Here is a 22,687-nt window from a genome sequence, read left to right as displayed (position 1 = left end):
ATTGCTCCACGTTTTATCTTTTTTGGAGAGTCTGATGACAACCAATCTGAACTGGTGGAAAGGTGGGATTATTTATCAAATTTACCCACGTAGTTTTATGGACGCAAATGGCGACGGTATTGGTGATCTAGCTGGTATTACCAGCAAGCTGGATTATGTTGCTTCATTAGGCGTTGATGCTATTTGGCTTTCGCCTATCTTTACTTCCCCAATGAAAGATTTTGGCTACGATGTGTCTGATTATTGTGACATTGACCCAATGTTCGGTTCGTTGGCAGACTTTAAAGTCTTGGTTGATCGTTCCCATGAGCTAGGTTTAAAGGTCATGATCGATCAGGTGATTAGCCATTCGGCTGATGTTCATCCTTGGTTCGAAGAAAGTCGTCAAGACAAAACCAATCCGAAAGCCGATTGGTATGTATGGTCTGATCCGAAACCGGATGGTTCTCCGCCGAATAACTGGTTGTCTATCTTTGGTGGCAGTGCATGGAAATGGGACAGCCGTCGTTTGCAGTATTATTTGCATAACTTCTTAGAGTCTCAGCCAGATTTTAACTTCCATAATCCAGACGTTCGTCAGGCGCATTTAGATAATATGCGTTTTTGGCTAGAGCTTGGTGTGGATGGTTTCCGATTAGATACGGTGAACTTCTATTTCCACAGTGAAGGCTTGGAAGACAATCCACCTGTGCCAGCTGGCGAGCCAAAAACTATGGGTGCGCCACACGATAATCCTTACACTTATCAACGACATGTTTATGATTTGAGTCGTCCTGAAAACTTGGACTTCTTAAAGGATTTACGTGCCATGATGGATGAATTCCCAGGCAGCACTATGGTGGGCGAGATTGGTGATGATTTCCCTTTGAAACGTATGGCGGAATACACATCTGGTGGCGATAAGTTACACATGGCTTATACCTTCGATTTTTTGAACAAGCCGCATTCGCCTGAATACATTCGTAAAACCTTGGCGGACATGAATAACATTGTGGGTGATGGTTGGCCTTGCTGGGCGTTATCGAACCATGATGTGGTGCGTTCTCGCACTCGTTGGGGTGTAGACGAAGATGGCAAAGCCTATCCTCTAATCGCGTTAGCGCTGATTTTGTCTTTGCGTGGCAGTGTTTGTTTGTATCAAGGTGAAGAACTTGGTTTACCTGAGGCTGAGGTGCCGTTTGAGCGTATTCAAGATCCTTATGGGATTCCGCTATGGCCAGTTTTTAAAGGCCGTGACGGCTGCCGTACGCCGATGGTGTGGGATAAATCGACATTAGGTGGCTTTTCTACGGTTGAGCCGTGGTTGCCTGTTTCTAAAGAGCAGTTGCCATTGAGTGTGGCTGAACAAGAGGCCGATCCTGAGGCTTTGTTGCATAAGGTGCGTCAGCTGATTCATTGGCGTCAGCAACAGCCAGCTTTAGTGAATGGCGAATTGTCTCAGCTTGATCTTGGTAATGAGCAATTAATCGCTTTGGTGCGTGAATACGAAGGTTCTCGCCTTCTGGTTGTTTTGAACATGACAGGCGAAGTACAGCAAGCAAGGCTAAATGCTGATGTTGCAGAAGTGATGCAGGGGCATGGTTTTGAATCGACTTTGGATGGTGAGGCATTGACCCTACCAGCTTATCAAGCTTTCTTTGCTAAGCTGCATTAGGTTATAGCCTGGTTCATTGAGCTTTTTAATAGAGCTTTGTCACCTCAAGCCGATTTGCGTTTTGCGTAAATCGGCTTGTCTGTCGAAGCTCTTTTGGTTTGCGAGTAGTTAGTATGACAAAAAACATAAAAAAACTGACTTTAAAAGACGTTGCTGAACGATTAGAAGTCTCCACGGCAACCATTTCAAATGCTTTTAATCGACCAGATCAATTGTCGGCGACTTTGCGCGAAAACATTTTGAGCGAATGCGAGAAAATGGGCTACTTTGGTCCAAACGCTGCCGCACGTAGTTTGCGTACGGGACGCACGGGTATCGTTGGAATTGTACTGTCGGATGATCTTAGTTACAGCTTAACTGATCCTGTTGCGAATCAGTTTCTAAAAGGCATGGCAGAAGTTTTTGAAGCCAATGAATACAATATGTTGCTGTTGTCTTCGGATCAAGTGGAGCAAGATGCACAAAGCCGTATGCAATCTTCTATGGTGGATGGCTTTATTGTTTATGGTCATAAACCACAGCAATGTATTAATGCACCTTGGCTGATGCCAAATAAGAACATTATTACCGTCGATAGTTTCATTCCTGGTACGACGTCGGTCAACATTGAAAACCACAGTGGCGCCTATCGAATTGCTAGTCATGCTTTAAAGCATAAGCCTGAAGCCGTGGCTATTTTGGGTTTGAGTCTGCTAGCGACAGATCGCGTGTGCCGCATACGTGAAGACGAATTGTTTGATCGTGCCGCATCCATCTCTATTCAGCGCTTGTATGGTTATTTTCAAGCCTTGGAAGAGCATCAGTTGTCAGTTGCATCCGAGCATATTTGGAATATTCCTGAGAACAACCATAAATTGGCGTATCAGGCCGCCCGTGAAGCTTTGACTATGGCTAAGCGCCCGCAACTATTACTTTGTATGAGTGATTGTATTGCTATTGCAGCGGTGCAAGCCGCCTTGCATTTAGGTTTGCGTGTGCCAGAAGACCTGCAAGTGGTTGGCTTTGATGGTATTGCTGAAAGCGCTAACATTCACCCCTCTATTACGACAATTCACCAGCACACAGTGGAAAAAGGTCGTGTTGCCGCTGAGGTATTTTTAGGGCTGCGAGAGGCCAAAGACGTTGTGCTAGAAACCGAGTTAGTGATTCGCGAGAGCTGTCCATCTGTTGCTGATAGTGTGGAATCCGTACCGGCCGAATCGGTGCTTGCTTAATCGCAAACGCCGATAGGGCTGGCAACGAAGTGAAAGTGCTCAAACCCAATAGTTGGAAATATTGGTATTTGGGTCCATGTGGTAGGAAATTTGTGCTTGTAATAATTCCGCTGATGACAAAGCATCGGTGAGTGCATGATGGGCTTTGTAGCGAGGTAGTTTATAGCGTTGGCGACATGCGTCTAAGCGTAACGAAGGACGTCTGCCAAAGCGCTGCCACCAAGGTTTAAAAGTGGCTTGTCGTTCAATATCCATGGTGTCTAGCACAGGAAAATACAGTGGGAATCCATAGATTTTCATCGACGCTTCCAGCAAAAACTGACGTTCGATAGCAACGCAATGCACGACGATGACTTGATGAGTGAGCGCCATTAAAATTTCATCTAAAATGGCATGAAGTCGTGGTGCCTCTTCCAATTCAGAGTGAGTGATTTCATGGATGGTGACGGATTCGGCGTTCAGTGATCGTTCGGGTTTTGCCATCCAGTATTTTGCACCTTGGCAACGTATTGTTTTGTTGTTGAGAGGGATTATCCCAAGACTAATGATTTCGTCTTGGCTCGGATCAAGTCCTGTTGTTTCTAAATCTAAGGCCAGCAAAGGCGTATCTTTTAATGCCGTTTGTGGCGCAATCATTCCCGCTTGATAATAGCGTTTCAGTGGGCCTTCTGGCGCTTCTTCTGCCCACTCTGCAAACATGGCTTGCCAGTCTTGAATGCCTTCTTTGGACTGATTCTTCATGAGTAACTTTCCCATTTAGCTGCGCTTCCCTGCGTAACGGAATTTAATAAATTCCTGTTGGCGCGAAACAATGTGAAAAGCATCACGAAGATTACGTTTTTCAAAGGAGGACAGGTTTTCAGGGTTGACGTGGTTATTCGGTTCTTCACCATTCTCGATTTGTTCTCTTTGGTGTTGAATACGAATCATACCAATCATTTCTAAAGCAAGCGTAAGGTCTTTGGCTCGTCCTCCTGGCAATAATCCAGCGGCCTCGATGTCTTCAATGCGCTCTAGGGTGTTGAGCTTATCGCTACCGCAAGCTAGGGCATGAACTCGAACGATATCGATAATTGGCGCAATGCCTCTCTCTTTTAGATTGAAAGTACGTGATTGTTCGCCTTCGCCATCCAACACAAACTGCCGGAAAAAGCCTAGAGGTGGTTTACGTTGGTTGGCATTTCTTGCCATAAAGGTTAAAAAGCCCGAATGCTCTTGAGCCTCTTTACGTATGTGCTGGTTTAGCTGTAGGGCAAGGGTTTTATCGCCATAGACACCACGTAGATCAAAAAAGATAGACAGTCGTAGTAGCGCCTCGGCCTTAGGTTTTTGTATCCATTCACTGAAGTTATCTTTCCAAACACTGAGCGGTTGGCGCCAACGAGGATTCGATGCCATGATGTCACCAGAGCATAAGTCATAACCACATTTATCAAGATTATTACAAACCCAATCTGTCAGGGCTTCAAAATACTCGCCGTGTAGTTTTTTATTGTATTTGTCACTCAAAATCAGCGCATTGTCTTGGTCTGTTTTAATGGTTTGTTCTTCTCTTGCTTGTGAACCTAGGGCGATAAAGCAATAAGGTACTGGCGGAGGGCCGTATTTCTCTTCGGCTAGTTGCAACAGTCGTTTCACAAAAGCAGTGCCTATGTGCGACATCGCGTTGCCAATCATTTGTGTATTGGCATCCGCGAGCACAAGTTGGGTGAAGGTGTGCGTCATCTTACGGCTGATACTTTGTAAGCCTTCTATACTGGTTTGCTTATAAATATCACTAATCAAATACACACTGCCGTGACTTTCTTTTTGGATGATGTCTCCTGTACTCACCACACCAATAGGACGACCATTCTTGACGATGGGAATATGGTGAACGTTGCGTTCCATCATCTTTAACACCGCTTCAGAGGCGTAGTCTCCGCTGTCCATGACAATCGGATTGCGAGTCATGATGTCTGAAATGGGCGTGTCGTAGGCAAGTCCTTCGGCAACGGCCCGAGTGCGTAAGTCTCTATCTGTGACGATACCAATTAACTCATCTTTATCCGTAATTAGCAGGCTAGAGACACGGTGTTCAGCCATAATTTGGGCAGCATTAAGAATGCTTGAGCTGATGTCTGCGCTAATTGGTGGCCGTCTTAGAAGGCTAACGACAGGGCAGGTCATTAAGGATACATCTGAGTTTTGCGATTCCATCGCAACGCGCAAACGTACTTCGCGAGCCAATTCGAAAAAATCAGAAAAAATATCGTTTTCTTCATAGAGCTTAAGAAACCATCGAGCAGGAATACAATACAATAAGCTGTCTTCGATGGTTCGCATGGACTGTGAAGATTTACCGCCACGTAGTAAGGAATAATAGCCGAATAATTCGCCTTCATTCATACGTCGAATTAACTTATCTTCTTTACTAAGAACCTCAATAGCACCACTACGAATAAAGAAAAGAGTATTGTTCGGCGCACTCGGTGCAATGACCCACTCCCCAGTACGAACATAACGAATTTCAATTTCTTTTGTCATATCATTGAGCTGCGGATCGTCAGCAATCTCATTGAATGGCGCGTGCTGACAAAGTGCTTCGAGTATTTCAGTTAATTCGACATCCATTATTTCATTCCTATTTATTAGAGACGGTTTAACGAGCCAGTTTATGAAATGCCTATCTATTTGCCTATTGAAGCAGTGGTGTCGCTATTGTCACGATTCCCATGATCAGGAAAAGTAAACAAGCAAGCAGACGCATGCGGTTGGCATTGATTCTTTCCATTATCCAATTGCCTGCAAACACTACAGGTACATTTGCCAACATCATTCCTATTGTTGAGCCTAGCAAGACCATCCAGACGCTGCCATAGTGAGCGCCTAATAAGACGGTTGCGATTTGAGTTTTGTCACCGATTTCGGCAAGAAAGAACAACACAAATGTTGCACCAAACGCACCATATTTCAGCATGTTATTGTCTTCACTGTCGTCTTTATCTGGGATCAATAACCATAAGCCAACGGCGATAAAGCTTAAACCAACGACCCAACTGATAGCACTTTCTGGAATCCATTGAGCAACTTCAACGCCAAGCCATGCGGACAGTGCGTGATTGAGTAATGTCGCAACAAGAATACCAAGAACAATAGAAGATTTAGACGCAAAACGCGTAGCAAGGAATAAGGCTAAAAGTTGGGTTTTATCTCCCATTTCAGCAAGGGCAACAGTAGAGATAGAAGTGAGTAGTGCTTCCATTTTTGATAGGTCCTAGGTGGGCAATAAACAAAAGACAACGAACCTGAGCCCACCTGAGCCAAGTCATTGTCTTAAGTCTCATCAACCCTGTCGATACTTTATCGGATCAGGACTTCTTTGCCACGAGCTTGAGGCTCGATTATGTTGACAAAGAATCTTTGCAGTACGCCAATGGGTATGTGCAAAGAAGATTACTCCCCTAAGAGGGTGCTGATAATAGAGTACTTACAAAAAGAAAACAACGCGAACACTCTATAATTGTCATTCGCGCTGTTTTTTGGGTTGTTATGGATCTCTATAAAATTGCTATAAATCTACGCTTATTTATAGAGGTGCATATCGCTATTCAAGCCTTTCCACAAGCTCACACACATGATTAACATGAGTACGGTAAATGGTAAGCCGATAGTGATTGCTGCAGCCTGAATTGCACCAAGTGCTTCAGAACCACCACCAATTAACAATGCAATCGCAATAATACCTTCTAGAACGGCCCAGAAAACTCGCTGAATCATTGGGGCATCTGTTTTACCGCCAGCGGTAATACCATCGATAACCAAAGAGCCAGAGTCAGAAGAGGTTACAAAGAACACCAATACTAGAATGATACCGATGAAGGAAATCACAGACGTCATTGGAAGGTTTGCAAACATTTGGAACATAGCTAGAGAAGAATCAGAGATTCCGTTTGCCAAAGCACCAATGCCATTAGCAGACTGGTCTAGAGCTGACCCACCAAAAATAGCCATCCATACTAGGGAAACGACGGTTGGTACTAATAGAACCGCAACAATGAATTCACGAACAGTACGACCGCGTGAAACGCGTGCGATAAACATACCAACAAATGGTGACCAGGAAATCCACCAAGCCCAATAGAACACAGTCCAGCCATGGTAGAAAGTTGTGTCGTCACGGCCAATCCAGTTACTTAGGGGAATAATGTATTCAACATAATTCAGGAAGTAAGAACCTATTGCAGCAAGGATAGCGCCTGTGTTTCCAACAATCACAATGAATATAGCTAATACTGCAGCAATGATCATGTTGACGTTAGACAGTAGTTTTACGCCACCTTCAAGACCACGAGCTACAGAGAAAATCGCAACAGCGGTTACACCGCAGATTACCAAAATTTGTGTGGTTAGCGTATTGGGAATATCAAATAAGAAGTGCAGACCACTTGTTGCTTGTAGTGCGCCAAAACCTAGTGATGTAGCTAAGCCGAAGATAGTCGCAATAACCGAAATAACGTCGATTACATGACCAATTGCCCCCCACACCTTTTCACCAAATAATGGGTAAAAAGCAGAGCGGATAGTAAGAGGTAAGCCTTTGTTGTACGCAAAAAAGGCCAAAGACAGGCCGACTACCGCGTAAATGGCCCAAGGATGAAGGCCCCAATGGAACATAGTTGCGCCCATTGCCAAGTCTCTTGCTTCTGGCGTGTTTTTAACCACATCAAATGGTGTTCCGTACCAACCTGTATAATAAGCAACTGGTTCAGCGACACTCCAGAACATCAAGCCAATACCCATGCCTGCTGCAAAAAGCATAGAGAACCATGTAATAGTAGAGTGATCTGATTTGGCTTCTGTGCCGCCAAGGCGAATTTTACCAAGAGGAAGAAGGATCAGAAGCAAACAAAAGAGGACAAAAATATTACCAGCAACCATGAAGAACCAATCAAAATTATTAATCGACCAATTCTTTGCGCCAGATAAAATTGCACTTGCATCGGCAGGGAATAAAATACTGCCAATGATAAATGCAAAAATAATAAGAGCGCTGGTACTAAACACTGGATTTAGTACGTCAAGACCAAGAAACTTAATGTTATCTTGGCCTACCTTATACGATGTGTTGTATTCTGCCCGACCATTGTCAGGTACTTTATTACTCATAAACATTCTCCCGAATTAGTGAAAACTTTCCCCAAGACCTTTGCTGGATCACTGAATTTATAACGGTCTGTTCAAATCTTTTTAAACGAAAATCAACATGAGCGTTTTTTACACAATTCCGCTACCTAACCGTAAAAGAATTCCTATTACTGGATTGTTCTTAATACGACGTATTTTGTCCTATTTTCACAATTACTACATAATCTAGTTTGATAAGTTTGCTTGTTAAGTAAGCACCTTATTGCGTCTCAATAATTTAACGAGAATACGAGATATAGAATGCTGTAAATTGTTGAGTTAGAACGAAACAATGGGCGATTTCTTTCGTTTAAAAAGATCGTTTTTGTTAAAAAGTCACTAGTTTTTTGTGTTGCTAACGTGAACAAAAAAGGCCATCAAAGATGGCCTTTTTTGTTCTTAACTTAATAAGAGTTACATCTAAATGCTTAGATGTCAAATTATAGTAAATAAAATGACGCGCTACGGGAGGAATAATTCAAGCAATTCGTTGAGGAATAATTTGCCTTTTTCAGTGGTTTTGACGCGCTGATTTTTCCATTCATCGGCATCTAACAAGCCTTGTTTTAATGCTATTTCACAGGCTTTGACCAGAGAGCTTGGCACGCTTTGATAAGTAAAACGCTCGTAGTCCTTTAAATCAAAGGTTTCGAACAAGCGTAAACGGTTCATCATGAATTCAAGCGGCAGGTCTTCTTGCTCTATGGCTTCTTTAATCACCAAGGCTTCAGGTAGGTTGTTTAGGTAATGGTTTGGGTGTCGAGTCTTTCGTGTACGAAATATTTGACCATTAATTAATGTGATCTTGCCGTGAGCGCCAGCACCAATTCCTATGTAATCGCCGAAGCGCCAATAATTAAGATTGTGTTCCGCGCGACGATTTTCTTTCGAGTTTGCTGAAACTTCGTACTGAGCGTAACCATGTTTGGTTAGCAGCTCTTGCCCTGCGTCTTGAATTCCCCACAAGGTATTGTCTTCAGGAAGTGTTGGAGGGCGGCGATAAAACTCAGTGTTTGGTTCGATAGTCAGTTGATACCAAGACAAGTGTTCAGGGTTCAATTCGATAGCAAGAGATAAGTCTTCTAGCGCCATTTCTAGGCTCTGATCTGGTAAGCCATGCATCAAATCGAGGTTGATATTGTCAAAACCCGCGGCTCTAGACTTATCCACAGCGTGTATCGCTTCCTCACGGTTGTGGATTCTTCCTAGGGTTTTCAACAGGTTTGGCTGAAAACTTTGGATACCAATGGACAATCGATTAATGCCCGCTTGGCGAAAATGGCGAAATTTTTCTTGCTCAAAGGTCCCTGGGTTGGCTTCCATGGTGATTTCAGCATTTTCAGTCCAAGTTAGCTTGTCGCGTAGCGCATCCATTAAACGATAATAGAAATCTTCGCTCATCAAGCTTGGCGTACCACCGCCAATAAAGGCGGTTTGGATTTTTCGTCCAGCGACATAAGGTAGATCAGCATCTAGATCTGCCAAAAGTTGCGCCAAATAGGCCTCTTCTGGCAGTTTACCATTGGCTTCAAAACGGTCTGCTTGATGGGAATTGAAGTCGCAATAAGGACACTTACGCACACACCAAGGCAAATGGATGTACAAACTTAGTGGTGGTAACTGAGAACTCAAAATGACTTACCTTGTTGCTGAAAAGCAGCGAAAAGCTGTTTCAAGGCTTTGGCACGATGGCTAATTTGGTTCTTCACTTCTTTTGGTAGGCTAGCCGCACTGCAAGCGCATTCCGGTACATAAAATACGGGATCATAACCAAAGCCTTCTTGGCCTTCTGTAGAGGTCAAAATACGGCCTTCCCAGACGCCATGAAACACTTGTGGTGTTGGATCGTCTTTATGGCGCATATAAGCCAATACGCAATGGAAACGAGCTGTACGTTCTAGTTCTGGTACGCCGTCTAGTTTTTCCAATAGCAGCTTGTTATTTGCTGCGTTATTACCGTGGTCGCCTGCAAAACGCGCCGAATAAATGCCTGGAGCGCCATTAAGGTAATCAACTTCAATGCCAGAATCATCGGCTAAGGCTGGTAAGCCGGTATGAGCACAAGCATTGCGCGCTTTTAGAATAGCGTTTTCAATAAAGCTCAAGCCTGTTTCTTCGGCTTCTTCGACGTTAAACTCGCTTTGCGGTTTAACATCAATGCCCATGTCACCCAATAACGCATTGAATTCTTTGATTTTACCAGCATTGTTACTGGCTAGTACGATGGTCTTGTTCATCGGTTTTCCTTCATTTTCTAAAACAAAGGCGGCTGATTCGCCGCCTTGTTAATCGTTCTATTTAATTTGCTGTTGGTGAGTTAACGACTGATATGGAAGATAGCCGTTTCACTGAATAAGTTAGGCATGGAGCGAATCCACCAATGGTCTTTTAGTTGGCCGTCTACGGCAGCCCAACGTAAGATTTTAATGTCTTTTTCACGACATAAACGCTCAAAATCTTGAAAGGTGAAAAAGTGAATGTTTGGTGTGTCGTACCAATTATACGGCAAGAAATCCGATACTGGCATTCTGCCTTTTAACGCCAAATGCAAACGGCTTCGCCAATGTCCGAAGTTCGGGAAAGTGATAATACATTCTTTGCCGATGCGCAGCATTTCATCGATCAACAAATCTGGGCGACGAAATTGTTGCAAAGCATGGGTCATCAAGACTAAGTCAAAACTTTGGTCATCGAAGTTTTGCAAACCTTCGTCGATGTTTTGCTCTAAAACTGGAATGCCTTTTTCGATACAGGTATTTAAATCGTCAGGGCCGATTTCCAAACCATAGCCTTTCACCTGTTTGTTTTGAATGAGATGGTGAAGCAACTCACCGGGACCACAGGCCAAATCGAGCACTCGAATATTGGGCTGAACCCATTCATCGATCATTTCTAAATCCGAGCGCATTATTTGACCTCCGTTGTAAGGCTATTGGCAACGCGGGATAAAAAGGTGTTTAACACGGCCATGTAGCGCGGTATTGGGAACAAAAAGGCGTCATGACCTTCTGCCGCTTCGATCTTGGCGTAAGAAACTTGTTTACCAGCCTTGACTAGCGCGTTGACGATTTCTTCACTGCGCTCTGGGGAGAAACGCCAGTCGGTGGTAAAGGAAACCAATAAAAACTCACATTGTGCGCGGCTTAGAACCGCGGATAAGTCGCCATCGGTTTGTGAGGCGGGATCAAAGTAGTCCAGCGCTTTGGTCATCAACATGTAGGTGTTGGCGTCAAAGCGTTTGGTAAATGCTTCGCCTTGATAACGCAGGTAGCTTTCTACTTCGAACTCAATGCCGTAATTGTATTGATAGCTGTCATGGCGCATCTGACGGCCAAACTTAGCACCCATGGCATCGTCTGAAAGATAGGTAATGTGACCTAGCATGCGCGCCAACCCAAGGCCATTAGTTGGCACCGAATCGTTGTCTATGTAGTTGCCATCAAAAAAGTCTGGATCACGACGAATAGACTGACGGGCGACTTCGTTGAAGGCGATATTCTGTGTCGATAGCTTCGGAGCTGACGCGACAATTACCGCTGATTTCAAGCGAGTGGGGAAGCGAATGCTCCATTCCAGTACTTGCATGCCGCCAAGGCTACCTCCGACGATAGCGGCAAAGGTTTGGATACCTAATAAATCGGCTAAACGTGCTTGGCTTTCAACCCAATCTTCTACTGTGACAATAGGAAAACTGGCTTCCCATCGTTGTCCAGTTTCTGGATTAATGCTAGTTGGCCCTGTTGAACCACAGCAACCACCTAAATTATTGAGTGCAATAACAAAAAACTTATCTGTATCGATGGCTTTGCCAGGTCCTATTGCCGTATCCCACCAACCTGGTTTGGTATCCGACATGGCATGATAGCCTGCAGCGTGATGATCTCCGCTCAGTGCGTGACAAATTAAGATAGCGTTGGAAGCGCTTTGATTCAGGGTTCCATAAGTCTCGTAAATCAGTTGGTACGATGACAAGGTTTGTCCGCAGGAAAGCGCCAACGGTGTGTCGAATTGCGCAATCTGTGGCGTAACAATACCAACAGAGTCGGCTGGAATGACGTCCGGCATAGGTTTGTTGTTATCCTAAAGTAAAGTCCTAAAGAAAGTGCTCGAATTCCCGTGAAGAAACGTGGGAAGGCTCATCGATGAAAGATGCTACACAGTCTAGCGTTTGTGCACAGTGTCATCAAGAGGCGGATGTCGCCATCAATCTGTGTATGGCATTAGAAGGCTGAAAGTAAAACGCTTCTGTCTCTGTTAACGGCAGAAGCGTTTTACTTATTACTGATATCTATGGGGTAATAAGGCGTTAAACGAGAGTGAATACCTGAGTTTTAACAGCAAGTTGTTCAGAAATACGCTGAATTTGCTTGGTTTTATCCGCTAAAATATCGATAGAGCGTGTATCTTGATTTAACTGTTGAGCAATTTCTTCCATCTCGGTGCTCATTTGGATGGCGGTGCTAGCAACATCTTGAATGGCGCTTGCCATTGAGTCTGTGGATTTCGATCCTGTCATGGCGTTGTTTTCGATGTCACGCATGGCTTCTTCGGCCTTACTGCCATTTTCGCCGATGATTCTTAAGTTATCTTGTCCGCTTTCCATCGTGCTTATCGCGGTTTGGGTCGACTGTTGAATGGTATTGACGATGTCCGTAATTTTTGATGTCGCGTCGACGGTTTTCTCTGCTAATGCTCGTACTTCGTCTGCGACCACAGAGAATCCTCGACCCGCTTCGCCGGCGCGAGCCGCTTCTATCGCGGCGTTTAGCGCAAGCAAGTTGGTTTGGCTTGCAAGGTCGTTGATCATTGCAATGACGCTGTCGATATTTTTGGATAAACGACCAAGTTCATCGAGTTGCTGGCTAGTCATGTTTACAATATTCACTGTGTCGGTGATGCTGCTTAATACCATCTTGATTGTGTCAGCACCAGACTTAGCTGATTGGTAGGTTTCATTGGAATGCGCTTGAAGCGTATTGGTGGTGCTAGACAATTCGGTTAAACGGCTCGAAATATCGTCTGTGGCGGACGCTAATGAATGTGTGCGCTGATTAACCAAGTGGTTGCTACTGGCAATGCTACTGATGGTGTTGTTCAAATCGGTGGACATAGTACTGACATTATCTGTAGTGGAGACAACGTCTTTTAATACATCACCTAAACCGCCTGTCATTTCATTGAGTGATTGGCTTAATTGATCGAATTCGTCGTTGCGTTTGGTATTAACAGACGCTTTCGATGACATGTCGCCTTTTTTGACCTTATTAAGGTCTGTAATGATATTTTGTAAGGTGCTGTTGACGCTGCGGCCAATGGCAAGCATAAGAAGGGCTGCGACGAGAATGATCGCGATACTGACGGCCAATAGGGTGGCATTAGCTTGAGCCGAGCTTTCTTCTGCGCTGGTTTCTGCTTGCTGAACCTTGTCTTCAATTAATTGATTGGCTTTGAGCTGGCTTTCTGTGAAGCGATTTTTTTGTGTGGTAAACGTGTTTTCAGTATCACTAAGTGACGCGTATTCCTTACCGTATTGGAAGATGGCATCACGATAAACGTTGGCCTTAACGCCGTGAGTATCTTGAAAACCAAAGTTTTGAATTCGATTATCAAAGCGGTCGAAGCTTGTGGTGAATTCTTCTAGATTGCTTTCGGTTGGATCTGATAGATAGCCTGCTTCAGCCTTACGAACATTGGTAAACTCGCGTTTTAATAAGCTAAGCTTTTGAATGTCTTCGCTTATCTCTGAGCCCATTTTATCTATGCTGCCTCGTAAGCCTGAAGACGAGTCAAAGCCAATAATGTAGCGCTTTTCAATAAGAGCCATAAGTGCTTGGCTATAGTCATTGAGTTCTACTAGGTTTTCTTCGAGGGTTTGCTTTAAATTTTGGCTCTGAGCTTTTTCGATATTCGTAGCGATGATGTTGGCATTCTGTGCAATTTGCTCTTTTGCGCTAGCAACATAGTCTTGATAGTTTTCTACAGAAATAGATCGCAGACTATCTGCAATTTCTAGCATGTGAATGCTGAGTTGATCATTAGATGCCTGAATTTTTGAAAGGTTTCTCAGTTCATTATTAGCGTTTTGTTGAGAAGAAAGCCCTTCCATTGCAACAAAGGTGACGATAATTAATCCCATAATCGCGGTGATAAGAAGTATGAGTAGTTTTGTCTTAAAGGATAGGTTTGACAGCATAGGCACCTTCATCGCGTGGCGAAGTTTATGTGAAGTGCTCATTCAGAGCACATATTTTACTAGGCTATGCAAGTATCGTGCTCAAATCACGATGGCTGATATAGCTTGTTTTGATGAAAGTAGTATAGGAGGGAAAAGGTAGTTTTGCGTATTTTTGGTGCGGTGCGTGTATCGGTGAATCAGAAAGCCCTATTTTTGGATAGGGCTTGGTGATTTTGTTATTTAGAAATTTCAAATAGCCGATAGACCAATTGACCAGCAACTTTTTCTTTCAATAAAGACCAATGACTTGGTAGTGCGGGTAGGTCGGCTTCTTTTTCCATTTCGATATAAACAAGCGCACGGTCCGCGAGCCAACCGGTTTCAAGTAAAGGAATAATTTGTGCCAACCAGCCTTTGCGGAATGGTGGATCTAAAAACACAATATCCATAGCATGTGGCGTTACCGTATCAAGAAAGACTGCCGCGTTTTGTGCGATCACATTGGCTTTATCTGTCGCGTCTAATGTCGCTAAGTTTGTTTGCATCTGTTGTGACACTACGCGAGAGTTATCGACAAAGGTCATGTGTTTTGCCCCACGTGATAGCGCTTCCAATCCTAGCGCACCAGAGCCACAAAACAGGTCGCCACATACCGCGCCTGGAAGGTAAGCATTGATCCAGTTGAATAAGGTTTCTCTTACTCTGTCTGGAGTAGGACGTAAGCCTTCAATATCTGGAATCGGCAATTGGCGTGAGCGCCATTCACCGGCGATGATACGAAGTCTTGATGCCTTTGCTTTGCTTTTATTCGAAACGTTACTTAGAACTTTCTTCTTCATTGGTAAACCTGAATCTCTTGATAGGACGATGGCTTTAATAGGTGCTGTAGAGCCGCTTGATAATCTTCTATGGTGAAGCTGTCGACGGCTTCTTTGTAGCCTTCGGCGAATTGTTTCACGGTGAGCGGGCCATCTTGATGAGTGACTTGTGTGGCAATATAGCTCCACCATGTTGGTGATAGTGTTTGCTGTTCGAGTTGTTGTTTGAAATTATCCAGCAATGTGTCAAAGGTTTTTTTGTCGTTTGCTGAGGGAACTTGTTCTACAAATACAAGGCTTTTAGCATTCATGAAGCGACTGTCATTATCGCTGGGGTCGTTCGCTGTTTCTGTGATGTTATCGGCGTATTGGATATTCCACCATGCCCAAGGACGTTGTGGCGAAAGCGTTAAGGCTAGTTGAACAAAATCAATATGTTGTTGCTGGTTGAGCGTAGAAACCAAGTCTGCGCCCCAAATGTGCAAACTGATCCATTCTTTGATTGAAGACACTTGCATTAATGCAATGGCGCTGCGGGTTTGCCAAAGCTCACCTTCATTTTGTTGAATCGTTGAACTGACTGACTCGTAATAAATGGCCTCGGCTGAAGTGTTTGATAGTCGATAATCTTGGCTGATGGTGTTAATCGCATCTTGGACTGTTTGTTTCGCTTCTGGCGACATATCACCCACAACAAAAATCGCAGCGGTGGATGCTTTTAAGCTCTGGTAGTAGTCTGCGATTTGGTCTAATGATACTACAGGTACTGTTGAGTCATTTTGTTCGTGAGTTTTATCAAAAAACAAAACATTCTCGAGTTCATGTTGAACCGGTGGGTTAGCTTGTTGTTGTGTTTGCCACACATCAAAAGTACGGCGTTTGAAATCTGGTTGCTTGAGCCAGTTGGCTGCCAAAGAAAGAGTCGGCACTAAATATCTAGGTTCATTACTCAGAGTTAAACCAATAGTTTGATTTTCATGATCATAATAGCTACTCGCGCTGGCTGCCAAGGGCGCTAATCTTTGGTTTATCGATGCTGTGCTAAGTGGTAGAGAATCACTCATTAACATGGCAAGGGTCGCTTGGGTCAATGCTAGGTTGTCGGTAGTCGAACGAAATGAAAAACGAACTTCGAGTTTGTTACTGCCTTGCCATTGTGCTTGCTTTAACCAGATAACCGGAATACCGGATTTAGTCGTCCAGGTTTCAATTTGTGGTGTGGGTAATTTACTGCTCGGAGCGGTTAGATTTAATAACCAAATAGCCAGAGTGCAGAACAACATGACCGCAGCCAGAACGGGTCGGCTAAATAGAGGTTTGCTATCATCGGACATAATGAGCCTTGAGTGGTGCGTGTTAAGAGTATTTTGGTTAAAACTAAGCCTGTTTGCGAGCCAGAATGATGTTAAAATAATCGTTTTTAAGTGTCCATGTATGTGGCGCTGTGTCTAATCATAGCATTTCACTGATGTTTATCGCATCAGTCAAAATAAAGAGACTGATTTAATGGAAGTTGTTAATCAAATTATTGCTTTTTTTACACCGTATCTTGGTGAATATGCGCGTTATGTTCCTATTGCGATTGGAACACTTTTAGCCATTATTGCTTTTGTTGTTCGCCGTCGTTTTGTGAACAAGATGAATGCAAATATTGCAGCCGCCAAGAAAAAGGATACAGATACGCCTGATTCAGCTCAGAATGAGTCCGATGCAGCGGGAACTTTGGCCTCTGATGAGAAACCTGCAGATGACGTGGCGGTAAGCACTAAAGCACGAGCAGTAGATGTAGCACCAAGTGAGCCTGTGCAGCCTACGTTATCTTGGTCTCAGCGTTTTAAATCTGGTTTGTCTCGCACACGTAGTGGTCTAGGTAATGGTCTGTCTTCTGTTATCGGTGGTCATAAAAAAGTGGATGATAATCTGCTGGAAGAGCTAGAGACTCAGTTATTGATGGCCGATGTTGGTATCGATGCTACGCAAACTTTGATTGGTGCGTTAACGGACAAGCTAAATCGCAAAGAGTTAAAAGATTCCGCCACCTTGTTAAGTCATTTAAAAGCCGACATGGAGGGCATTCTTAGTCAGTCTCAGCAAGTGCTTGAACCTGTCAGTAAAGATGGTCCTTTTGTTATTTTAATGGTCGGCGTAAATGGTGTTGGTAAGACGACAACCATCGGTAAGCTTGCCAAAAAATATCAGGCCGAAGGCAAAAGTGTTATGTTGGCTGCGGGTGATACCTTCCGTGCAGCCGCAGTTGAGCAGCTTCAAGTGTGGGGCGAACGCAATAATGTTCCTGTTGTGGCGCAGCATACTGGTGCAGATTCAGCGTCGGTTATCTATGATGCGATTGAGTCCGCCAAAGCTAAAGGCATCGATATCGTTATTGCAGATACCGCTGGTCGTCTACAAAACAAAGCGAATTTGATGAACGAACTGTCTAAAGTCGTTCGTGTGATGAAAAAACTAGATGAAAACGCGCCACATGAAGTTATGTTAGTTTTGGATGCTGGTACTGGTCAAAATGCTATCAGTCAGGCTAAGCTGTTTTCCGAAGCGGTTGGTGTGAGCGGTATCACACTAACTAAGCTGGATGGAACCGCAAAAGGCGGTATTATTTTCGCCATCGCCAAACAGTTCGGCCTTCCTATACGTTATATTGGTGTAGGTGAGCAAGCGGATGACTTACGTCCATTTGTTGCTAAAGAGTTTGTCGACGCCTTATTTGATAGTGAATAGTTTGATAATAAATAGTTTGACAGCAAATAAGTGGTAATAAGACCTTTTTCTTTCTAATTTAAGGATGCTGGATTAGCGTGGAAATCGAATTTCAACGAGTGGGTAAAAAGTACGAGAGTGGACAAGAAGCATTGTCGCAGGTGAGCTTTCATTTGCAGCAAGGTGAAATGGCTTTTCTTACTGGGCATTCTGGTGCGGGTAAAAGTACCTTGATGAAACTCATGATGATGATCGAGCGCCAAACCTCAGGCCAAATTTTGGTTGATGGTGTCGATTTACGGACTTTGAGTCGCCGAGCGATTCCTCATCATCGGCGTCGCGTGGGTGTGGTATTTCAAAATCATCAGTTGCTATTAGATCGAAGTGTTTTCCATAATGTTGCCTTGCCGTTACTGGTAAGCGGAGCAGATTCTCAGCAAATTGCCAAGCGAGTGCGTGCAGCATTAGATAAGGTCGGTTTATTGGATAAAGAAAAATACAATCCAATGGCATTATCGGGCGGCGAACAACAACGTGTTGGTATTGCGCGAGCTGTCGTGAACAAGCCTCAACTCTTGTTGGCTGATGAGCCAACGGGTAATTTGGATCCCAAATTGTCAGCAGAAATCATGAACCTATTTCAAGAATTCAATCGCGTTGGTGTGACAGTCTTAGTAGCCAGTCATGATTTAGCGCTTGTGGCTCGTATGCGTCATCGTGTTTTGACCTTAAATCAGGGGCGAATGGTCAATGACGGAGGGTTTGGTTGATGGTTCAGAAGCCAAATCAACGCGGTGCGACAAGAGAATCAATTAAAGCAACCAAGCATAATTGGCCGACGCGAACGTCTTTTAGTCCGAGTAAATATTTTCGTCAGCATCAAACGACGCTAACCGAAAGCTTTATGCGCCTTGTAAATTATCCGTTGGCGAGCGTTATGACCATAATGGTGATTGCTATTGCTTTGTCTTTACCGGGTGGCTTGTATGTTTTGCTGAAAAACGTGCAATCTGTGACGGATCAATGGGAGCAGCAATCTGTTATTACCTTGTATCTTTTTCCTAATCTAGAAGACACGCAAGCTCTTGCCCTTTCACACCGTCTTTCTGCGCAAGCGGATGTGGCGTCGGTGGAATACATTTCTAAGGAAGAAGGGCTTCGATATTTTGAACGTTCGAGTGGTTATGAGCAGATTATGTCTTCTCTACCAGAGAACCCATTGCCGATTGTTTTACGTGTTATTCCTAAACAAGCGGTCGATATCACAACGTTATCAAGTTTGCAGGCCTTGCGAGACCAGCTAGCGGCGCAAAAAGAAGTGGATTATGCAGAACTTGATGCACAATGGTTACAGCGTCTTGCGAATATACTGAGTTTTGGGCAGCGATTTGTCTATGCTTTGTCGGTTTTGTTGGTTGTCGCTGTACTACTGATTGTCGGTAATACCATTCGCATGGCGGTCGAAAGTCGCCGTGATGAAGTGTTGGTGATGAAATTGGTTGGCGCAACCGATGCTTATATTCGCCGCCCATTTTTGTACATGGGGTTTTGGTTCGGTGTACTGGGTGGTTTTTTCGCCAGCCTTTGTATTCTCGTGCTTAGCTGGTGGGTAAGTGCTCCAGCAGAACGGTTGATTGATCTCTATCAAAGCGGTTTTCAACTGCAGACTTTTAATGCGGATGAAATTGTTTTATGTTTAACTATTAGTGCATTTGTTGGTGTGTTTGGCGCATGGATTGCCGTTAACCGACATATCACAACTATTGAACTGCAGTGACAATGAAAGGCTAATATCACTACTAAGATAATAGCCATGGTTTATTCACATTTATGTCACACACAAGCAGAATTTACTTGTTAGTATTTTGTCATACACAGTATGAACAATTAGAAAGGTGGAAATAGAGATGGGTAAAGCTCTTCAGCCTACGGATATGATGATTCCTGGTCAGAACCTCGAGTCTTATATACAAGCCGTCAGCAGAATTCCGATTTTAACCGCAGACGAAGAAAAAGCGTTGGCGGAACGTCTTTATTATCAAGAAGATCTTGAGGCAGCGCGTACTTTGGTTATGTCGCACTTGAGATTCGTTGTGCATATTGCGAAAAGTTACTCTGGATACGGTTTAGCTCAAGGCGACCTTATCCAAGAAGGCAACGTTGGCTTGATGAAAGCGGTTAAACGTTTTAACCCAGAAGTTGGTGTTCGCCTTGTGTCCTTTGCTGTGCATTGGATTAAAGCAGAGATTCATGAATTTATTCTGAAAAACTGGCGTATTGTTAAAGTGGCGACGACAAAAGCACAACGCAAAATGTTCTTTAATTTGCGCAGTGCGAAAAAGACTCTGTCTTGGTTCAGCAACTCAGAAGTTGAATCTGTTGCTAGTGATTTGGGTGTGACGCCAGAGGTGGTTCGTCAAATGGAAGGGCGCTTAAGTTCTTCTGATATGGCGTTTGATGCTTCAGCCGACGATGATGACGACAGTGCTTTCCAAGCGCCATCACAGTATTTAGAAGATCATCGTTCAGATCCTGCCACCTTGCTTGAAAATGGTAATTGGGAAGAAGATTCCAACCAGCGTCTAGAAGTGGCGATGGCTGATCTTGATGAGCGTAGCCGAAATATTCTAGTACAGCGTTGGTTGTCTGATGCTAAATCTACCTTACATGATTTGGCTGATGAATACGGTGTCTCTGCTGAGCGTATTCGCCAGCTTGAAAAGAATGCGATGAAGAAAATTCGTCTTGCTATGGGTGATGGTCAGTTTGACTGATTGTTATACCTAACAGGCAATAATTAAATAGCCCTCTAAGTTGAAGTGAGGGCTTTTTTATGCCTGTTGATTTTATAGTCATTGGGCCGTGCGTTTACTGACTTTGTAGTTGGTTGCCTGGAACAAATCGCCATGTGCGAATGATTTCCAGCTTATCTACTTCTTTCTTTAGTTCACTAGGGAAGACCTGAAAAGGTTCCGCCAAACGAACAATGCGCATGGCTGCATCGTCGAGCACTCGAATACCAGAGGAGTGCAATACTTCAATATCATCGACATAACCGTTCGGCTGTATAATAACTGCTAGGCGCAGCTCTCCATAAAGATGGTTACGTTTTGCTTCTTCTGGATAGTGAATATTACCTATACGTTCAATTCGGCGTCGCCAGTCATCTAAGTATTGCGCATCAACAGCGGCTTTGGCGGAGACTGAGGTCAAACGGCGAATTCTTGGGCGCTTGGCATAGGCTTGGCGTTGTTGGTCTAACAGAGCTTCTAAGGTGGCAATGTCGTTGGATATATGACTAGGGATTTGAGTTTCGCCACGAAATTTTTCTTCTAGCGTTTTCGGTTCATTTTCAGCTTCATTGATAATCTCAAATACCGCCTCTTGGTCTTGTGTTGCGAGCAGACTTGGTTCGTCGATAGGTTCGGCAGAGGCAAGCTGAGGCTGGACTGGAGGAGATATTTCTTGGATGGTATCTGACAAGAAGCGGGCATCTTCGGTGGTGGTGAGCTTTTGCTTGCGTATTTCTGTGCCGCTGGCTTGCTGATTGGCTTGGGCGATAAAGTCAGCTTCGACCGGTGCTTTTGTTGTATGTTGAACAAGCGTTACTTCCAGTGTTTTCGGCTTGGGTGCAGGCAGAGCAAAATCGAAACCAAAAATCATCACCATTAGCACATGAAAGCTAATGGCGATGAAAAGCGCGATAGAAAATTTTTCTCTTATTCGCATGTTGATATTACTGAAGACGTTTTTCTATGGCTTCTATCAACATCATGGCGATATTTAAATCGAACTGATTGTCTAATTCACGAACGCAGGTTGGGCTGGTGACGTTTATTTCAGTGAGGTAGTCGCCAATCACGTCTAAGCCAACAAACATTAAGTTCTTTTCTTTCAATGATGGGATAACTTGCTCGCAAATCCAGCGATCACGATCAGTAAGAGGTCTGCCTTCACCACGTCCGCCGGCAGCTAAGTTACCACGGGTTTCGCCTGATGCTGGAATACGTGCTAGTGCAAACGGCACAGGTTCACCATTAACAACCAAAATGCGCTTATCGCCATCTTTGATTTCTGGTATGAATTTTTGTGCCATGATTTGCTCTACACCCATGTTTGTTAAGGTTTCAATAATCACGCTGACGTTTGAATCATCGGGTTTGATACGAAAAATCGAGCTGCCGCCCATGCCGTCTAAAGGCTTGAAGATAACGTCGCCATGTTCCTTATGGAAGCTTTTCAGCAAGTCTGCACGTCGAGTTACTAAGACTGGTGGGCAGCAGTGTGGGAACTGAGTGGCGAAGAGTTTTTCATTACAGTCACGTAAGCTTTTTGGATCATTGACCACAAGTGCGCCATCTCTTTCTGCTTGTTCTAGAATCATGGTGCTGTAGACGAATTCACTATCAAATGGTGGATCTTTGCGCATTAAAATCACGTCCATATCACCCATAGCCATTTTTGTTTCTTCGCCAAGATCGTAAAAGTGTGCTGGATCTTTATAAACGCTTAATGGACGAGTCATGGCGTAGGCTTTGCCATTGTCCAAAAATAGGTCTTTTTGTTCCATGTAAATCAGTTGCCAACCCTTGTCTGCAGCAGCCCATAACATGGCAAGTGACGTGTCTTTTTTATAGTTTATGGATGAAATTGGATCCATAACAATGCCGAGTTTGATAGTCATAAAATGGTTCCTAAAGCGAAAGCAACGTTTCAGTGCTTTGTTTAATCTGTTAATAGGTGTTGATGCTATAGAAATATGGGGACGCTGAGAAGAAAAAACACCCATGATTTTCAGATAGTTGCTTAGATGAACCAGAATATAGGGATGAGTGGAAGTAATGAAAAATAGCCTTTATCATTATATGTTCGGTGGTGTCTGTTTTTGATGTGTTAAAGCAGAATCATGGGTGGCGTCGCTTATGCGTTTACATTAATGACTCTG

The 22,687-nt window shown here is 43.9% G+C and carries 19 protein-coding genes and 1 riboswitch; of the genes, 6 read left to right on the top strand and 13 right to left on the bottom strand.

Annotated features, from left to right (window positions below):
* The first annotated feature begins 34 nt into the window (after positions 1–34).
* Positions 35–1,654, top strand: coding sequence for an alpha-glucosidase family protein (locus CYL31_RS20560; RefSeq protein ID WP_212916961.1), 1,620 nt, complete (start codon positions 35–37; stop codon positions 1,652–1,654).
* Positions 1,655–1,767: 113 nt separating this feature from the next.
* Complete coding sequence (locus CYL31_RS20555; RefSeq protein ID WP_212916960.1) at positions 1,768–2,868, top strand: LacI family DNA-binding transcriptional regulator; 1,101 nt, start codon at positions 1,768–1,770, stop codon at positions 2,866–2,868.
* A gap of 39 nt (positions 2,869–2,907) precedes the next feature.
* Here CYL31_RS20555 and CYL31_RS20550 read toward each other — a convergent pair whose 3' ends face one another.
* The 11 genes from CYL31_RS20550 to CYL31_RS20500 all read right to left on the bottom strand — a co-directional run bounded on the left by CYL31_RS20550 (position 2,908) and on the right by CYL31_RS20500 (position 16,361).
* A complete protein-coding gene (locus CYL31_RS20550; protein ID WP_249411643.1) occupies positions 2,908–3,609 on the bottom strand; it encodes a 3'-5' exonuclease in 702 nt (233 codons plus the stop codon).
* Between the two features lie 15 nt (positions 3,610–3,624).
* Positions 3,625–5,481 carry a DUF294 nucleotidyltransferase-like domain-containing protein gene (locus tag CYL31_RS20545; RefSeq protein WP_212916958.1) on the bottom strand — a complete coding sequence of 619 codons (1,857 nt, stop codon included), beginning with the start codon at positions 5,479–5,481 and terminating at the stop codon, positions 3,625–3,627.
* Between the two features lie 64 nt (positions 5,482–5,545).
* The gene (locus tag CYL31_RS20540) at positions 5,546–6,112 is read right to left on the bottom strand and encodes a TMEM165/GDT1 family protein (protein WP_212916957.1); all 567 of its coding nucleotides are present in this window, start codon (positions 6,110–6,112) and stop codon (positions 5,546–5,548) included.
* Positions 6,113–6,120: 8 nt separating this feature from the next.
* A riboswitch (yybP-ykoY riboswitch) is annotated at positions 6,121–6,324 on the bottom strand.
* 108 nt (positions 6,325–6,432) lie between these two features.
* Positions 6,433–8,016: a BCCT family transporter gene (locus CYL31_RS20535; RefSeq protein ID WP_212916956.1), complete on the bottom strand. Its 1,584-nt coding sequence runs from the start codon at positions 8,014–8,016 to the stop codon at positions 6,433–6,435.
* Between the two features lie 480 nt (positions 8,017–8,496).
* On the bottom strand, positions 8,497–9,666 hold the full coding sequence (gene hemW / locus CYL31_RS20530; protein WP_212916955.1) for a radical SAM family heme chaperone HemW: 1,170 nt from the start codon (positions 9,664–9,666) through the stop codon (positions 8,497–8,499).
* The gene (rdgB, locus tag CYL31_RS20525; RefSeq protein ID WP_212916954.1) at positions 9,663–10,271 is read right to left on the bottom strand and encodes an RdgB/HAM1 family non-canonical purine NTP pyrophosphatase; all 609 of its coding nucleotides are present in this window, start codon (positions 10,269–10,271) and stop codon (positions 9,663–9,665) included. The genes hemW and rdgB overlap by 4 nt, the downstream gene beginning before the upstream one ends.
* Positions 10,272–10,351: 80 nt before the next feature.
* Positions 10,352–10,942: a methionine biosynthesis protein MetW gene (gene metW, locus CYL31_RS20520; protein WP_072839443.1), complete on the bottom strand. Its 591-nt coding sequence runs from the start codon at positions 10,940–10,942 to the stop codon at positions 10,352–10,354.
* On the bottom strand, positions 10,942–12,099 hold the full coding sequence (gene metX, locus CYL31_RS20515; protein WP_212916953.1) for a homoserine O-succinyltransferase MetX: 1,158 nt from the start codon (positions 12,097–12,099) through the stop codon (positions 10,942–10,944). Before metX ends, metW begins: the two co-directional genes overlap by 1 nt.
* A gap of 241 nt (positions 12,100–12,340) precedes the next feature.
* Positions 12,341–14,269, bottom strand: coding sequence for a methyl-accepting chemotaxis protein (locus tag CYL31_RS20510; RefSeq protein ID WP_249411642.1), 1,929 nt, complete (start codon positions 14,267–14,269; stop codon positions 12,341–12,343).
* Between the two features lie 176 nt (positions 14,270–14,445).
* Positions 14,446–15,048 (bottom strand): 16S rRNA (guanine(966)-N(2))-methyltransferase RsmD, encoded by a 603-nt coding sequence (gene rsmD, locus CYL31_RS20505; protein WP_212916952.1) that lies wholly within the window; start codon positions 15,046–15,048, stop codon positions 14,446–14,448.
* The gene (locus tag CYL31_RS20500) at positions 15,045–16,361 is read right to left on the bottom strand and encodes a peptidase M16 family protein (RefSeq protein WP_212916951.1); all 1,317 of its coding nucleotides are present in this window, start codon (positions 16,359–16,361) and stop codon (positions 15,045–15,047) included. The genes rsmD and CYL31_RS20500 overlap by 4 nt, the downstream gene beginning before the upstream one ends.
* Positions 16,362–16,533: 172 nt before the next feature.
* Here CYL31_RS20500 and ftsY point away from each other — a divergent pair, with 172 nt between their 5' ends.
* The 4 genes from ftsY (at position 16,534) to rpoH (ending at position 20,516) form a co-directional block, all read left to right on the top strand.
* Complete coding sequence (gene ftsY, locus CYL31_RS20495; RefSeq protein WP_212916950.1) at positions 16,534–17,763, top strand: signal recognition particle-docking protein FtsY; 1,230 nt, start codon at positions 16,534–16,536, stop codon at positions 17,761–17,763.
* Positions 17,764–17,840: 77 nt separating this feature from the next.
* Positions 17,841–18,512, top strand: a complete 672-nt coding sequence (ftsE, locus tag CYL31_RS20490) for a cell division ATP-binding protein FtsE (protein WP_212916949.1) — start codon at positions 17,841–17,843, stop codon at positions 18,510–18,512.
* Positions 18,512–19,519 (top strand): permease-like cell division protein FtsX, encoded by a 1,008-nt coding sequence (gene ftsX / locus CYL31_RS20485; RefSeq protein ID WP_212916948.1) that lies wholly within the window; start codon positions 18,512–18,514, stop codon positions 19,517–19,519. The genes ftsE and ftsX overlap by 1 nt, the downstream gene beginning before the upstream one ends.
* A 130-nt stretch (positions 19,520–19,649) precedes the next feature.
* The gene (rpoH, locus tag CYL31_RS20480; RefSeq protein WP_212916947.1) at positions 19,650–20,516 is read left to right on the top strand and encodes an RNA polymerase sigma factor RpoH; all 867 of its coding nucleotides are present in this window, start codon (positions 19,650–19,652) and stop codon (positions 20,514–20,516) included.
* A gap of 94 nt (positions 20,517–20,610) precedes the next feature.
* Here the strand turns inward: rpoH and CYL31_RS20475 are convergent, their stop codons facing one another.
* Both CYL31_RS20475 and gshB read right to left on the bottom strand, forming a co-directional pair.
* Positions 20,611–21,471, bottom strand: a complete 861-nt coding sequence (locus CYL31_RS20475; protein ID WP_212916946.1) for an energy transducer TonB — start codon at positions 21,469–21,471, stop codon at positions 20,611–20,613.
* Between the two features lie 7 nt (positions 21,472–21,478).
* Positions 21,479–22,426, bottom strand: coding sequence for a glutathione synthase (gene gshB, locus CYL31_RS20470; protein ID WP_212916945.1), 948 nt, complete (start codon positions 22,424–22,426; stop codon positions 21,479–21,481).
* Positions 22,427–22,687 lie beyond the last annotated feature (261 nt).

Origin of the sequence: Marinomonas sp. A3A (assembly GCF_018336955.1) — a bacterium.
In the GTDB taxonomy this organism is placed as follows: domain Bacteria; phylum Pseudomonadota; class Gammaproteobacteria; order Pseudomonadales; family Marinomonadaceae; genus Marinomonas; species Marinomonas lutimaris.
Note: the sequence above shows the minus strand (reverse complement) of the source record. Positions and strands in the feature narration are given on the sequence as shown.

Bases quoted from the DNA above. Each gene is read 5' to 3' on its own strand.
- CYL31_RS20535 (WP_212916956.1), bottom strand. From the start codon at position 8,016: ATGAGTAATAAAGTACCTGACAATGGTCGGGCAGAATACAACACATCG.
- CYL31_RS20560 (WP_212916961.1), top strand. From the start codon at position 35: ATGACAACCAATCTGAACTGGTGGAAAGGTGGGATTATTTATCAAATT.
- metW (WP_072839443.1), bottom strand. From the start codon at position 10,942: ATGCGCTCGGATTTAGAAATGATCGATGAATGGGTTCAGCCCAATATT.
- ftsY (WP_212916950.1), top strand. From the start codon at position 16,534: ATGGAAGTTGTTAATCAAATTATTGCTTTTTTTACACCGTATCTTGGT.
- rsmD (WP_212916952.1), bottom strand. From the start codon at position 15,048: ATGAAGAAGAAAGTTCTAAGTAACGTTTCGAATAAAAGCAAAGCAAAG.
- CYL31_RS20550 (WP_249411643.1), bottom strand. From the start codon at position 3,609: ATGAAGAATCAGTCCAAAGAAGGCATTCAAGACTGGCAAGCCATGTTT.
- CYL31_RS20510 (WP_249411642.1), bottom strand. From the start codon at position 14,269: ATGAGCACTTCACATAAACTTCGCCACGCGATGAAGGTGCCTATGCTG.
- CYL31_RS20545 (WP_212916958.1), bottom strand. From the start codon at position 5,481: ATGGATGTCGAATTAACTGAAATACTCGAAGCACTTTGTCAGCACGCG.
- rpoH (WP_212916947.1), top strand. From the start codon at position 19,650: ATGGGTAAAGCTCTTCAGCCTACGGATATGATGATTCCTGGTCAGAAC.
- gshB (WP_212916945.1), bottom strand. From the start codon at position 22,426: ATGACTATCAAACTCGGCATTGTTATGGATCCAATTTCATCCATAAAC.
- CYL31_RS20555 (WP_212916960.1), top strand. From the start codon at position 1,768: ATGACAAAAAACATAAAAAAACTGACTTTAAAAGACGTTGCTGAACGA.
- metX (WP_212916953.1), bottom strand. From the start codon at position 12,099: ATGCCGGACGTCATTCCAGCCGACTCTGTTGGTATTGTTACGCCACAG.
- CYL31_RS20475 (WP_212916946.1), bottom strand. From the start codon at position 21,471: ATGCGAATAAGAGAAAAATTTTCTATCGCGCTTTTCATCGCCATTAGC.
- CYL31_RS20540 (WP_212916957.1), bottom strand. From the start codon at position 6,112: ATGGAAGCACTACTCACTTCTATCTCTACTGTTGCCCTTGCTGAAATG.
- ftsX (WP_212916948.1), top strand. From the start codon at position 18,512: ATGGTTCAGAAGCCAAATCAACGCGGTGCGACAAGAGAATCAATTAAA.
- CYL31_RS20500 (WP_212916951.1), bottom strand. From the start codon at position 16,361: ATGTCCGATGATAGCAAACCTCTATTTAGCCGACCCGTTCTGGCTGCG.
- rdgB (WP_212916954.1), bottom strand. From the start codon at position 10,271: ATGAACAAGACCATCGTACTAGCCAGTAACAATGCTGGTAAAATCAAA.